The organism is Flavobacterium sp. GSP27, from assembly GCF_003970395.1.
In the GTDB taxonomy this organism is placed as follows: Bacteria; Bacteroidota; Bacteroidia; order Flavobacteriales; family Flavobacteriaceae; genus Flavobacterium.
Genome location: NZ_RYDP01000013.1, coordinates 81,808 through 96,305, shown reverse-complemented (window position 1 = coordinate 96,305; position 14,498 = coordinate 81,808). Strand labels below are relative to the sequence as shown.

Genomic DNA, 14,498 nt, shown 5'->3' with positions numbered 1-14,498 from the left:
ATCAGTCTTTTATCCTATTTTATTGTTGCTTATTTAATTGGTTTTCAATGAAATATCTTTTTTGTCATGTACTAAAAATTTTTAGTTAAAAACGATAAAGTCCAAAAAAAGCTACCTAAAAAAATTGTCCGTCCACATAAAACCAACATCCATTTTCAAGTTTGAAAGTAGAAAATTCATGATGAATTTGTTTATGAAGTTTGGTGTCTAAAAAATGAGCTTTGAATTCTACCGTGTTCTCTGTGGATTCTATAATTTCCAATTGCTGCCATTTATTTGAGGTGGCCCAATTTAGAATTTCAGATTTAGAATGCTGCTTTCTCACCGTAATATGGGTCGTGGCTAACAAATAATCTACTTGATGCGTTGCATAAGCTGAATATCTGGAACGCATTAAAGACTCCGCAGTAGTCGCTTTTTTTACTCCATTAATAATGGGTTCACAACAATCCTGGAAATTTTTATCAAAACCGCAATAACATTTATTTTTGATCATTCTTTGATAAAATTCGTCTAAATGGATTCGGTTGCCTGTCCATTTAACCCTACTATTTTTTGATGCAACTGGTTCAACAAGACTTGATAGCGGCTTATCTCCATTAGGTCTTCATCCTCTTCGGCAAAATCCAGGAGTTCATCTAATTGCTCGCTAACTTCTGTTAATTTAGTATTGGCTTCCCGGGCATTTTTTTTAGCAATAAAATCTATTATTTGCTGAACGCCACTTTTTACTTCGCTAAATTTATTTTTTTCCATGATGTAGTTACATTATTTTTCTGAAGCCTTATCTTCATTAAATTTTTTAGTGATTTGCTTTAGTTTTTCCTTGCGCAGCATTTCAGCTTGTTTTAATTTATCCTGCGCTTTGTGCAACTTATCGTTGTGTTTTTTAATATTTTTTTCGTTATTTCTACTCATGCTCTTGCGCTCTAAATTATCAAATGTTGAATCAATTTTTCGATTCAAAAACTACTGCAAAGTTCGGTTTAATTATTGAAATTAAAATTGTTTTTAGTTTGATAGTGCTTCTTTTAATTGTCAACAGGCTACTTTACGCTTTAAATTTTCAAATGGGCTTTGAAATATCTTCTCCGTAGTGTACTTTTTTTTTGCGAAAATCATTTTTTTTGATATCAAAGATTATGAGGCAAATACTGTAAATACACTAAAAAACATATAAAACACAAAATTAATACTGCAACTAAATCCAAAAAAAAAATATACTTTAATCTTTATTTTTTATATATTTATTTTTTTAATGATATTGCCCCAAAAACCTACTAAAAATACTACATAATGTCTAAAAAAAAACATAATAAATTCATCCGATGGTTTATAGACAAGCCCAGGACAATGGGCTTCATGACATTTCTCATTTTAAGTTGTCTCACTGGTTTCATCGTTTGGCAGCAATACCAACTAATAAAAGAAGATGAACAACGCGAAATGAATACTATTCTTCATTTTGTTCGTCAAAACATTCATCAATCGCTTAAAAACTGTTACACTTCAACGTTAACATTAGCACTGACCATCAATGACAAAGGTGTTCCTGAAAATTTTGACTCCGTAAGTAAAAAACTGATTGAAACAAATACCGACATCAGTGCAATTTTGCTGATTCCTAATGGAATAATTAAGTACATCTATCCTTTAAAAGGAAATGAAGCATCCTTAGAATTAAATGTTTTAACAGCACCCCATCAAAAAAAGGAATCTTTAAAATCTATAAAAACCCAAAAAATGTATTTTGACGGGCCTTTGAAATTAAAACAAGGCGGAATGGGAATTATAGGACGGTTTCCAGTATTTGAAAACAATAAATTTTGGGGATTTTCAGCCATTATCATTACATTAGAAACTTTTTTAGAAACTTCAGGGATAACAGATATTGATGATTCTAAATATTACTTCCAGTTTTCAAAATTTGATATTGAAAAACAAAAAGAAATTTTCTATTTGCCCATTAGAACTGAATTTTCAAAAAATTATACTATTTCAACTTCTATTCCGGATGGCAACTGGAAATTATATCTGATATCAAAACACGAGAATTACCTCTATCCTCAAATTTTAATTCCTGGAATTATTGGTGTATTTTTTGCTGCGCTTTTTGGTGTTTTACTATTTATAGTGCTGAAAATACCAAAAGAATTGCTGTCTCTTGTAAATACTCAGGCCATAAAATTATTGAATTCTGAAATAAAATTTGAAGCCATATTTGATCAGGCACCTGTAGGAATAGCGCACATAAATTCCTTAACCGGTAATTTTATGGAAATCAATAACCAATATTGCCAATTATTAGGATATTCTGAAAAGGAAATGAAACACTTAAATTTCCAATCAGTAACGCACCCCGATGATTTAGAACAAGATTTAATAAAACTTGAAAAACTCCGGAATGGTGAAATTACTGAGTATTCAGTGGAAAAACGGTATTTTACAAAATCTGGTACTATTCTTTGGGTCAATCTTACGGTATCAGCACTCTATAAAAAAAATAAAATAGCATCCACTAATATCGCTATTATAGAGGATATTTCAATAAAAAAAGAAGCGGAGCAATTAATCAAAAAAAGTGAAGACCGGTTCAAAAGCCTTTTTCTGGACTCTCCATTACCTCTTAGAGAAGAGGATTTTTTAGATGTTAAAAAATATCTGGAGGAATTAAATTTGTTTGGAGAAAACAAAGAAAAGGTAACAGAATATTTCAACAATAATCCCGCAGTTGTTGACAAATGTCATTCTTTAATTAAAGTTATCAATGTTAACAAAGCTAACTTGTTGCTTTATAAGGTTTCCTCATTAGAGGAATTAATAAGTATTAAAGGAGAATTGTTTAATATGAAGTCCAGAGAAGATTTCATAAAAAATTTGGTCTCAATTACTCAATATAACAAACAATTTATTATTGAAACCGTAATAAAAGATTCAGAAGGCAAATTACGGGACATTAACTTAAGATGGAATGTTATTCGTGGTTATGAAAAAACATTTGAACGAATCATTGTTTCCACACAAGACATTACTGATCGTAAATACTCTGAAAAAATAATTATAGATTCCCAACAAAGAATTAAATCGCTGATCAATACCATTGACGGAATTGTTTGGGAATGCGGTGTTACTGATCTTACTTTTAAATTCATTAGTCAGAAAGTTGAAAACATATTAGGTTATACCCCTGAAGAATGGCTTAAAAGCCCTACTTTTTGGAGTGACCATCTCTATTTAGAAGATAGTGAATGGGTTCAGAATTATTGTACTATACAAATAAATGACAAGGCAGACCTTGATTTTGAGTATCGGATGGTTGCCAAAAATGGGGATGTAGTTTGGCTGCGTGACATCGCAAATGTTGTCATTGAAAATGGTAAAGTAGCAAGATTACAAGGCATTATGATTGATATTACTAAAACAAAAGAAGCTGAAAAAGAGTTAAAATCATCCTTTACTCTTGTTACGGAACAAAATAAAAGATTGCTGAATTTTTCCTATATCGTTTCTCATAACTTAAGATCACATACTAGCAATATTACTTCAATTATAGGATTAATCACCTCCTCAGAATCCGAAGAAGAAAGAGCGGAAATGATGGAACTTTTAAAAACAGTCTCTAGTTCGCTGAACGAAACCATGTTACACCTGAATGAAGTCGTAAACATAAGCACAAATATTGGTTTAGTATCCGAACCTTTGAACCTAAAACAGTACATTCAGATAACACAAAATGTACTTTCGGAACAAATTATGGCCCATGAAGTCACTATTATTTCAGCCATTTCAGATCAAATAATGATAAATTATAATCCGGCTTATCTGGAAAGCATACTTTATAATATTATTTCAAATTCTATTCGTTACAGACATCCCTCGCGAAAACCCATCATAAAAATTACTTTGGTTATAGAAAACGAGATGAAAGTCCTTCAAATTTCGGATAACGGCATTGGGATTGATTTGGTTAAAAATGCCGATAAAATTTTTGGAATGTACAAGACCTTTACCCCTAATTCTGATTCAAAAGGAATTGGATTGTTTATTACTAAAAATAAAATTGATGCTATGGGAGGAAATATCACCGTGGAAAGTGAACCCGATATTGGAACAACATTTAAAATCTATATTCAATGACAAAAAAAGCAATCTGGATAGTCGATGATGATGCCATTTACCAAATTATCGTAAATAAAATAATTCAAAGATCCGAAATATTTTCGAGGGTTTCATCATTCAAAAATGGAAAAGAAGCAATTGACCATCTTCATATTGCTGTAGAAAATAATGCTGCACTTCCGGATATCATTTTATTGGATATTAATATGCCAATAATGGACGGCTGGGAATTTATGGAAGAAATGGGACTTATAAAACCTTTATTTGATAAACAAATCATTGTGTATATCGTGAGTTCCTCCATTGCAGTTGAAGATAAAAACAAATCTAAATCATATGAAAATATTCTGGGATACCTGTCTAAACCTATCACTACTAATGATTTATTATTGATTTCTTTATGTGATTAAAAACACGAAGTAGTCTATTAAGTAAGTCGAAAGTTTAAAAGTCGTAAAGTCAAAAGAATTAACTTTAAGTAAAACGACTTTAAATCAGATTGTTACATAATTTTATCCTGATTTTAAAACACGACATTATACCATGGTTATTACTTAAAAGGCGAAAAATCAATATTTTTCAGATGATTCCGTGGCTGGCATCAAATAAATTCTTTTTTTATTTCCTCTAAAGTTTTAGTGGTAAGAATTAATTGATTGATAATTTTCTCTCTCAAAAGATCAATATCGTCGCAATCAAAATAGTTAGCCCACGAAGTCAGATTGAATAAATTCCGGATCTGCTTGATGCGTTTAGTGGTTTCAAAACTGGTTCTCAAGATCGCTTTTTTATCATACTTTGGATTATTTCTGTGTTGGTAATTGACTGTTTTCTTTAGATAATTTGCTTCTAAATAATAGAGTTCTTCTATAGCATTATCTGGATAAAAACGATCCCAAGAAGCATAACCCAATTTAATTTTAGAAATTGTTTCTGGTTCTAAAGGTTCTAATCGCCATTTGCTATTAGCTAATCGTCCCCAATGATTGGACAACCGATACATTCCCGTTTTAGTATAATAATATTTACTGCCCGATTTGCTGTCATACTGAATTTTCAATCCATTTATAGCATCAATAGAAATTTCATCAAATACGCAGAAAGTATTTTTGAAAGAATTAGGGTTGGGACGAAAAATTTTATCCATGATGCAAAGGTAATCAGAAAATCAGGGCAAACACAACAGTTATTTGATTCCTATTCCAGGTGCTTGAATGACAGGTCAAACGCATTAAAATCATAATTCTGCATTCTTTTATAGATGCTCCAATAAAAAACAATACATTAGTGAAATTAAATTTTATCAAAAAATTGTTGTTAAAAACACCTCAAACCGATCTCTTTATGAAAAAAACAGTACTATCGTTGCTCTTAGTTGGATTTTTTACGACAATGCATGCCCAACCATCAAAAACACCAGCAGCTACTCCTGCTCCAAAAGAAGAATATTCAGCTGCAAATCTTATTTTCAATCCGGATTCGCAGGTCATAACAGAACACAGCACAACTATCAAAGGTCAAAAAGTGCCTTACAAAGCCACAACTGGGACGATGCCGGTTTGGGATGAGGATGGAAAAGCAATTGCCGGATTATTTTACACGTATTATGAGCGTTCTGATGTAAAAGATCGTGCTGCCCGCCCTTTAGTCATCTCCTTTAATGGCGGTCCAGGTTCCGCTTCGGTTTGGATGCAGATTGCCTATACGGGTCCCACTTTAATTAATATTGATGATGAAGGCTATCCGTTACAGCCTTATGGAATCAAGGAAAATCCATATTCGATATTGGATGTTGCCGATATTGTTTTTGTAAATCCTGTTAATACCGCCTATTCAAGAGCAACAAGTAAAGAAATACCAACCACTAAATTCTTTGGTGTAAATGCCGACATTAAATACCTTGCTGATTGGATTAATGGATTTGTCTCCCGAACCAATCGTTGGGCTTCACCCAAATATCTCATTGGTGAAAGTTATGGTACTACGCGTGTTTCCGGATTGGCACTAGAATTACAAAACAGTGAATGGATGTATTTGAACGGCGTTATTTTAGTATCGCCAACTGAATTGGGAATCACTCGTGGAGTCGCTTCTGAAGCTGCACTGAAACTGCCTTATTTTGCTGCTACGGCTTGGTTCCACAAAAAATTACCTGCTGATTTACAGAACAAAGATTTAACGGATATGCTGCCTGAAGTAGAAGAATTTACCATAAATGAACTGCTTCCCGCAATGAGCAAAGGAGGCGCATTGGACGATCAAAAAAGAAAAGAAATGGCGTCCAAAATTGCGCGCTATTCCGGGCTTTCGGAAAAAGTGGTTACACAAAATAATTTAGATGTTCCCTATGATTATTTCTGGAAAGAATTGTTGCGCGATCAAGGATTTACCGTAGGAAGATTAGATTCTCGTTACAAAGGAATTGACCGTAAAACCGCTGGTGACAGTCCTGATTTTAATGCCGAACTTACTTCTTGGCTCCACTCCTTTACTCCTGCCATCAATATGTACTTGCGCAATAATTTGAATTACAAAACCGATTTCAAATACAATATGTTTGGTTCTGTGCGGCCTTGGGATGATTCCAATGATAAAACCGGAGAAAACCTGCGTCAAGCCATGGCTCAAAATCCGTATTTGCATGTAATGGTTCAGTCCGGCTATTATGACGGGGCTTGTGATTATTTCAATTCAAAATACAACATGTGGCAAATGGATCCAAGCGGAAGACTAAAAGATCGAATGTCCTGGAAAGGTTACAGAAGTGGACACATGATGTATTTGAGAAAAGTAGATTTAGAAACTGCCAACGAGGATATCAGACAATTTATAAAACAATCCTTGCCGAAAGCCGGAGAGTCGGCAAAATATTAGTGGATAAAAAATTTCTAAAAAGGCTGTTCAAAATTATTTTGAACAGCCTTTTTTATTTTTTACATATACATTGGCTAATATAAAATACGTAACGGCATTTATGGGTAAAACAAAACCTATTTTTGTGACGTGAAAAAATCAGTTTCAATTATTGGAGGAGGACCCGCAGCACTTATACTGGCTGCATTATTGGATTGTGAGAAATTCAAGGTTACAGTCTACGAAAAAAACAAAACACTGGGAAGGAAATTTTTGGTGGCCGGAAAAGGGGGATTTAACCTCACCCATTCAGAACCCATTGCTGAATTGATTGCACGCTATACACCACCTCATTTTTTGGAAAAAGCATTGCTTGATTTTGATAATGAATACTTTAGACAGTGGATAGATACCATCGGTATCCCAACCTATATTGGCAGTAGCAAACGAGTATATCCTGAAAGTGGCATCAAACCCATAACAGTACTCAACGCAATTCTGGATGTTTTGACTAAGCAAGGTGTCGCTATTCAATACCAACACACCTGGACGGGCTGGAGAAACAAAGAAGACATCGTTTTCAATATAGATACAGCAATAAAATCCGACTATACCATTTTTGCCTTGGGCGGTGGTAGCTGGAAGATCACCGGTTCTGATGGTACCTGGCTAGATTTATTTGAAAGAGAAAATATTCCTATCGTTGCTTTTCAATCTTCGAATTGTGCGTATCGGGTGAACTGGCCGGAAGATTTTATCTTGGAACATGAAGGCAGTCCGCTTAAAAATATTGCGATTAGCTGTTTGAATAAAAGACAAAAAGGCGAAGCGGTTATCACACGTTTCGGTTTAGAAGGAAATGCTATTTATGCACTTAGTCCATACATTCGGGAAGAATTGGAAAGCCAACAAAAAGCTACAATTTTCCTAGATCTCAAACCAACCTTATGTCATGAAGATTTGCTTGACAAAATTAGAAAATCAACTTTTAAAAAGACGAGCGAAACATTACAGAAAGAAGTAAAATTGAGTCCCGCTCAAATTGGACTTTTGAAAAAATACCTTTCGAAAGAAATCTACTTGAATCCAGAATTATTGGCTCAAAATATTAAAAAATTAAGCCTCGAAATTACCGGTGCTGCGTTATTGAACGATGCGATATCAACAACAGGCGGTATCCAACTGAATGCTGTGGACGAAAATTTTCAACTAAAAGATAAAAAAAGTAATTATTGCATTGGTGAAATGCTCGACTGGGATGCACCTACCGGAGGCTATCTCTTGCAAGCTTGTTTTAGTATGGGAATGCACCTCGCGCGCCACTTAAACAGTCTTTCTTAGATTTTATTACAACACCATTTCTTCAAACAAGCGTTGTGTTGTTTGTTCTAAATCATCACACAATCCTGGATGTGGTCTTGAGGTTTGAATGGCGGAACTGCGAAGTGCTGTCAACCAACGGAAACGCGATGGAATATCAAATTGTCCTATTGGTCCTCCTGATTTTTCGCCATGCGCTACTTTGGCAAATGCCTGTATATTTAAATGCAATTGTTCTATATCCAAATCATCCGAAAAAACTTGGAGTTTGGATTCATTTACTGCATACAAAACCTTGATGAATTTTGCTTTTTTACAAAACAGAATAATACCCACATTGAGGAATTCTTCGCGTTCTACCCTAGGCACAACCCGGATTACGGCATACTCATATAAGTGCTTTTCTTGCATTTTGTGCTTCGTTTATAAAAATTTCGGAATGGTTCAAACGTGTTATTAAAAACTGAAAATAGACTTCCCGAATTGCATCCGGAGTTTCATAGGTATCTTCCCAATGGAGCCATATTTCCGGAATCAGATTCACGATATTTTGCAATACATCGTCAGTCATTATTTTTTTGAATGCTACATCCGTTTCTATTAATAAAGAAGCCTGAGGCAACAAAACATGGTCTTTAATCAGTGCAAAAGGACTTTGTGCTTGCTTTTCCCAATTGGTCCACGAATGATGAAAATAAAGACTTGCGCCGTGATCAATAAGCCATAATTCTTTATGCCAGATCAACATATTGGTGTTTCTAAAGGTTCTGTCCACATTGGTGATAAAAGCATCTAACCAAACAATTTGGGAAGCTAGTTTTGGGTTAACCAACGTGACAACAGGATCAAAATTTATGGCTCCCGATAAATAATGCAAAGCTAAATTCAGACCCTGACTCCCTTGAAGCAAGTCCTGAATTTCTTCGTCGGCTTCACTGCGGCCAAAAGCTTCGTCGAGATTTGCAAAAACGAGTTCCGGCATTTTCAAGTTTAATACACGAGCAATTTCTCCACCGATTAATTCGGCAATTAAGGCTTTTACGCCATGTCCGGCACCTTTGAATTTCAGTACATATTTAAAATCGTCATCGGCTTCAGCGAGCGCAGGCAAAGAGCCGCCTTCCCGCAAAGGAGCGATGTATCGTGTAACATTTACGGTTCTAAGATGGGGTGTTTTTTCCATAATCAAATTGGATAAAGCAATTTTGCTTGGATACAAACTTACAAATAAGTGAGAAGAATTTCGTGTCTATTTTGTAAAATGATTGCTAACAATCTGTCCGTCTGACGAAAAATTAACCTTATCAAGAATATTTTTTATTGCTAAATTGTATCAATAATAAGTTGAATAAATTAGCTATTCATAAAAAAATTACCGGAAACTACAATGATATTCCTCCCTCGTCGGAATGACAAAAGGAAAAGAAATAAAATGAAATGGTAAAAGACAAAATACTACTCCAAGTTTTCTATACTCAAAAAAGCTTTCCCAATATTCGCAATCACATCTGAAGCGATAAAAGATTGATAGCCGTTTATGTTAATACACTATTCGTGTCTAAATTTAAAAAAGCAAACAATCCCTTTTTATTTAATTATCAAAGAATTAAATACTAATTTTTAAGAAATAGTTTATATTTGAATTATTATTAAAAATAAATCTCAATGAAAAAAGTTATTTATCTATTGCTAATTTTAGTTTTAGCCTCATTTACAACTTTAAAAGAGCTAATACCAATTTCCGGGAAAATAACCAATACCGCGAACGGGACTATCAGTATAAAAGGAGAATTATTTGAGAAAAAAATCAAATTAAAAGCTGATGATAGTTTTTCAGAAAACATAAATATTCCATATGATGGAATATATACCCTTGAAACTGGTAAAAACAGTATACCAATTTATTTATCAAAAGAGACTAATCTAATGCTACTCGCTGATGATAACATTTTTAACACAAGTTTAAAATATAAAGGCAAAGGTAGTATCGAGAATCAATATATAATTGAAAAATTAAAGATAACCTCTCAAATTTCAGATGAAGAATTGTATAAATTGGATGAAATGGAGTTTCTGAATAAAGTGAATGAAATCAAAACTACTATTTCGGCCTTGTACAATACTATTAAATTTTCTAACGCCTATTTCAAAGAAAAAGAAGTTGCTAACATTAATTATTTAGAGCAAAAACACATACTATTTTATAAGAATTACCATCAACTTCATGCCCATTTAAAAGGGTTTCAAGTTTCAGATGTATTCCCGAAATTTGATAAAAAAATAGATTTAGATAATGATGCAGATTTTTTATTTTCCCATGAATACCAAAAATTAGCTACGTTAAAATTCTTTAATAATATAAAATTTAACGGAACTAATATTGATTTCATCATAGCTAAAATCATTAATATTAAAGTTCTTAAAAGTCAAAACCTTAAGAATTTCATAATTCATAATTCCATTTATGACGTAAATATTGATAATGCCAATTATGAAAAAATATACCAAGAATATCTTTTCATTACAAATAATCCAAAATTAAAAGAGAGTCTTAGTGCTATTTATAATACCATAATAGCGACACAGCCTCACAAAGCATCACCACAATTTCATTACGAAAACCAAAAAGGAGGAAAAACATCTTTAGAAAGTCTAAAAGGAAAATATGTTTACATTGATGTTTGGGCAACGTGGTGTGGGCCTTGTCTTAAAGAAGTACCATCCTTGAAAAAAGTGGAAGAAGAATATCAAGGTAAAAATATTCAGTTTGTTAGCATTTCTGTTGACAATATTAAAGACCGACAAAAATGGAGCAATCTTGTAAATCAAAAAAAATTAGGAGGAATTCAATTATTAGCAGATCTGGACTTCAGTTCTGAATTTATTAAAGCTTACGAAATAAAGGAAATTCCCAGATTTATTCTTATTGGCCCAGATGGCAATATTGTAAATTCAAATGCTCCAAAACCATCAGAAACCAAACTGATTGATTTGTTTAACGAATTGAAAATATAATTTTTTTTGAAACCTTTTTAAGAAATTTTATTCTGTAATACTCAAAAAAGCTTTTCCAATATTCGCAATTACATCTGAAGCGATAAAAGATTGATAGCCCGTTTCTGGCAAGGCAATATCCGCGGTTAATCCGTGAAGATACACGCCAAGAATTGCGGCACTAATGGGTTCATAGGCTTGTGCCAAGAGACTTGTAATCATTCCCGTCAAAACATCACCCGTTCCAGCGGTTGCAAGCGCAGCATTTCCGGTGGTATTTTCGTAGAAAGTTTTACCATCAATGATTCGGGTGGGTGCACCTTTCATAACGATTATAATTTCGTGTTGTTTGGAGAAAGAGATTGCTTTATTCATTTTTTCTTCTTCGAAATGCCATTTTCCAATTAATCGTTCCAGTTCTTTGGGATGTGGCGTTAAGATTGTTTTGGGCGGTACTAAAGAAAACCATTCTTTGTTTTGGGATAAAATATTCAGTGCATCGGCATCGATCACTAAAGGCGTTTTATTTGTTTTTAAAAACTGATGCAGCGCATTTTGGGTTTCTACGGCCTGACCCAATCCAGGACCAATTCCGATGGCTTGTGGTGTAATGTCGAAAGTAATATTGGAAATTGATTTCTCCTGATTGTCAGTTAAAACCATGACTTCTGGGATTGAAATTTGTAAAATATCGTACCCACATTTCGGAATAAAAACCGTGACTAATCCGCAGCCGGTTTTCAAAGCCGCTTTAGAGGATAAGCTCACTGCTCCTATTTTGCCGTAACTTCCGCCAATGATTAAAGCATGTCCCTGAATACCTTTGTGGGTATGTTTGTCTGGTTGTTTGAAGCGTTTTAGAATTTCTTTTTGGTCAATATAAATAGGATTCGTCATGGAAATTTATTTATTTAAAATTACGAATTTAATAGGAAACAAATTCGTTAATTTAATCGAAATTCCCTAGCCCTGATTATAACGGAAATCCTTATTATATGCCTTTTTGGCGAATAATAAGATTACAGTGAAAAGCAGGAAATAGCTCCTAAAAATACTTATTACAAATCCTACAGTACAGATTGTTCCGAAAACGTTTGAAACTTTAAACTTTGCTTCGCTCCGCCTTTGTCACCCGAAATAAAATCAATAAATTAGCAAAATTAAATTTTATAGAAAAACACAATGAAAAATACTGCGCTTACGCACATACACGAGAGTTTGGGAGCAAAAATGCTACCGTTTGCCGGATACAATATGCCCATTTTATATGAAGGAGTGAATGCGGAACATGAAACGGTGCGCAATGCCGTGGGTGTTTTTGACGTTTCTCACATGGGTGAATTCCTGCTTACGGGTCCAAATGCATTGGCTTTGATTCAGAAAGTAACTACAAATGACGCTTCGACTTTGACTATTGGAAAAGCGCAATATTCTTGTTTGCCAAATAATGATGGTGGAATTGTAGATGATTTGCTTGTTTATAAAATGAAAGATGAGCAGTATTTATTAGTAGTAAATGCGTCGAATATTGAGAAAGATTGGGATTGGATTTCGGCTCAAAATGATTTGGGTGTGGAGATGAAAAACCTTTCGAATGATTATTCATTATTGGCAATTCAAGGGCCAAAAGCGGTTGAAGCAATGCAGTCGTTGACCTCAAAAGATTTATCTGCTATTCCGTATTACCATTTTGAAGTGGGTGAATTTGCGGGTATCAAAGATGTAATTATTTCGGCTACAGGATATACTGGTTCTGGAGGTTTTGAAATTTATTGCAAAAATTCAGAAGTAGAACAAATTTGGACTAAAGTTTTTGAAGCAGGTGCGGCATTTGGAATCAAGCCAATTGGTCTTGCAGCTCGTGACACGTTGCGATTGGAAATGGGTTTCTGTTTGTACGGAAATGACATTGATGACACGACTTCGCCACTTGAAGCTGGTTTGGGATGGATTACAAAGTTCACAAAAGAATTCACGAATTCAGAAAATCTGAAAAAACAAAAAGAAGCGGGTGTTTCTAAAAAACTGGTTGCTTTTGAAATGCAGGAACGTGCGGTGCCAAGACACGATTACGAAATTGTAGATGCAACAGGAAATGTAATCGGAATTGTAACTTCGGGAACGATGTCACCTTCAATGAATAAAGGAATAGGAATGGGGTATGTAACTTCAGAAAACAGTGCTTTGGAAAGCGATATCTTTATCCGAATCCGTAAAAATGACGTCCCTGCCAAAGTGGTAAAATTACCTTTTTACAAGAAATAAAATCATTGGATAAAGTTTAGAATAACTGTATTTTTGCAGTTCAAAATAAGAAATAGAAATGGGAAGAGCGTTTGAGTTTAGAAAAGGAAGAAAAATGAAACGTTGGTCAGCAATGGCCAAAGCATTTACCAGAATAGGAAAAGATATTGTAATGGCCGTAAAAGAAGGCGGACCAAATCCTGATGCCAATTCCAGATTACGAGCCGTGATCCAGAACTCTAAGGCAGTGAATATGCCAAAAGAAAATGTGGAACGCGCCATTAAAAAAGCAACCGATAAAGACACGGCCAATTATAAAGAAGTTTTATTTGAAGGATATGCACCCCATGGTATTGCCATTCTGGTTGAAACTGCTACTGATAATAATAACAGAACGGTGGCTAATGTTAGGAGTTATTTTAACAAATGCAATGGCACATTGGGAACACAAGGTTCAGTTGAATTTATGTTTGATCACACCTGTAATTTTAGAATCCCGGCAAACGGAATTGATCCTGAAGAACTAGAGTTAGAGTTAATCGATTTTGGTGCTGAAGAAGTTTTTGAAGACGAAGATGGTATTTTAATATATGCGCCCTTTGGAAGTTTTGGAACCATTCAAAAAGAATTAGAAAACAGAGGACTGGAAATTCTTTCTTCCGGATTTGAAAGAATCCCCCAAATTACTAAAAAACTATCGGAAGCTGAAATGGCCGATGTAGAAAAATTAATTGAAAAAATGGAAGAAGACGATGATGTCATGAACGTGTATCATACTATGGAAGAAGCATAAACTTAATTTCTACAATAACTAAAACTCTAGCTTCGGCTGGAGTTTTTTTGCCTGAAAATGTATGACTTTAAAATTAAGCCTCGGTCATTTATTGCTTTAAATATTCTCTGGAGTGTCCCATATCCTTTTTTATCAGGTGCTCAAGTAATAAATCAAAAATAAAAAAATACAATAT

14 protein-coding genes are annotated in these 14,498 nt (G+C 34.0%); 7 read left to right on the top strand and 7 right to left on the bottom strand.

What is annotated here, in order from left to right; all coding sequences use genetic code 11:
• Window positions 1-115: 115 nt before the first annotated feature.
• Genes EKM05_RS11895 through EKM05_RS14500 form a run of 3 tightly spaced genes read right to left on the bottom strand, consistent with a single transcriptional unit; the run spans window position 116 to window position 918 of the window.
• Window positions 116-496, bottom strand: a complete 381-nt coding sequence (locus EKM05_RS11895; protein WP_126463319.1) for a YchJ family protein — start codon at window positions 494-496, stop codon at window positions 116-118.
• Between the two features lie 17 nt (window positions 497-513).
• Window positions 514-756, bottom strand: coding sequence for a hypothetical protein (locus EKM05_RS11890; protein ID WP_126555544.1), 243 nt, complete (start codon window positions 754-756; stop codon window positions 514-516).
• A 12-nt stretch (window positions 757-768) separates the two neighbouring features.
• Entirely contained in the window at window positions 769-918 is a 150-nt protein-coding gene (locus tag EKM05_RS14500; RefSeq protein WP_199742828.1) for a hypothetical protein, read from the bottom strand.
• A gap of 378 nt (window positions 919-1,296) precedes the next feature.
• Between EKM05_RS14500 and EKM05_RS11885 the strand changes: the two genes are divergently transcribed.
• Window positions 1,297-4,137 carry a PAS domain S-box protein gene (locus EKM05_RS11885; protein WP_126555541.1) on the top strand — a complete coding sequence of 947 codons (2,841 nt, stop codon included), beginning with the start codon at window positions 1,297-1,299 and terminating at the stop codon, window positions 4,135-4,137.
• The gene (locus EKM05_RS11880; RefSeq protein ID WP_126555538.1) at window positions 4,134-4,529 is read left to right on the top strand and encodes a response regulator; all 396 of its coding nucleotides are present in this window, start codon (window positions 4,134-4,136) and stop codon (window positions 4,527-4,529) included. The genes EKM05_RS11885 and EKM05_RS11880 overlap by 4 nt, the downstream gene beginning before the upstream one ends.
• A 191-nt stretch (window positions 4,530-4,720) precedes the next feature.
• On the opposite strand, the gene EKM05_RS11875 is transcribed toward EKM05_RS11880, so the two are convergent.
• On the bottom strand, window positions 4,721-5,266 hold the full coding sequence (locus tag EKM05_RS11875) for a hypothetical protein (RefSeq protein WP_126555535.1): 546 nt from the start codon (window positions 5,264-5,266) through the stop codon (window positions 4,721-4,723).
• 197 nt (window positions 5,267-5,463) lie between these two features.
• Between EKM05_RS11875 and EKM05_RS11870 the strand changes: the two genes are divergently transcribed.
• On the top strand, window positions 5,464-6,993 hold the full coding sequence (locus tag EKM05_RS11870; RefSeq protein WP_126555532.1) for a S10 family peptidase: 1,530 nt from the start codon (window positions 5,464-5,466) through the stop codon (window positions 6,991-6,993).
• A gap of 129 nt (window positions 6,994-7,122) precedes the next feature.
• Window positions 7,123-8,313, top strand: coding sequence for a TIGR03862 family flavoprotein (locus EKM05_RS11865; RefSeq protein ID WP_126555530.1), 1,191 nt, complete (start codon window positions 7,123-7,125; stop codon window positions 8,311-8,313).
• Between the two features lie 6 nt (window positions 8,314-8,319).
• Here EKM05_RS11865 and EKM05_RS11860 read toward each other — a convergent pair whose 3' ends face one another.
• Together EKM05_RS11860 and EKM05_RS11855 are read right to left on the bottom strand one after the other, a co-directional pair.
• A complete protein-coding gene (locus tag EKM05_RS11860) occupies window positions 8,320-8,703 on the bottom strand; it encodes a DUF3037 domain-containing protein (RefSeq protein WP_126555527.1) in 384 nt (127 codons plus the stop codon).
• A complete protein-coding gene (locus EKM05_RS11855; RefSeq protein WP_126555523.1) occupies window positions 8,681-9,475 on the bottom strand; it encodes a HipA family kinase in 795 nt (264 codons plus the stop codon). Before EKM05_RS11855 ends, EKM05_RS11860 begins: the two co-directional genes overlap by 23 nt.
• Before the next feature lie 482 nt (window positions 9,476-9,957).
• Between EKM05_RS11855 and EKM05_RS11850 the strand changes: the two genes are divergently transcribed.
• Entirely contained in the window at window positions 9,958-11,307 is a 1,350-nt protein-coding gene (locus EKM05_RS11850) for a TlpA disulfide reductase family protein (protein WP_126555520.1), read from the top strand.
• 27 nt (window positions 11,308-11,334) lie between these two features.
• On the opposite strand, the gene EKM05_RS11845 is transcribed toward EKM05_RS11850, so the two are convergent.
• Window positions 11,335-12,183 carry an NAD(P)H-hydrate dehydratase gene (locus tag EKM05_RS11845; RefSeq protein ID WP_126555517.1) on the bottom strand — a complete coding sequence of 283 codons (849 nt, stop codon included), beginning with the start codon at window positions 12,181-12,183 and terminating at the stop codon, window positions 11,335-11,337.
• Window positions 12,184-12,468: 285 nt separating this feature from the next.
• Here EKM05_RS11845 and gcvT point away from each other — a divergent pair, with 285 nt between their 5' ends.
• On the top strand, window positions 12,469-13,551 hold the full coding sequence (gene gcvT, locus EKM05_RS11840) for a glycine cleavage system aminomethyltransferase GcvT (protein ID WP_126555514.1): 1,083 nt from the start codon (window positions 12,469-12,471) through the stop codon (window positions 13,549-13,551).
• 58 nt (window positions 13,552-13,609) lie between these two features.
• Window positions 13,610-14,323: a YebC/PmpR family DNA-binding transcriptional regulator gene (locus EKM05_RS11835; RefSeq protein ID WP_126454832.1), complete on the top strand. Its 714-nt coding sequence runs from the start codon at window positions 13,610-13,612 to the stop codon at window positions 14,321-14,323.
• Window positions 14,324-14,498 lie beyond the last annotated feature (175 nt).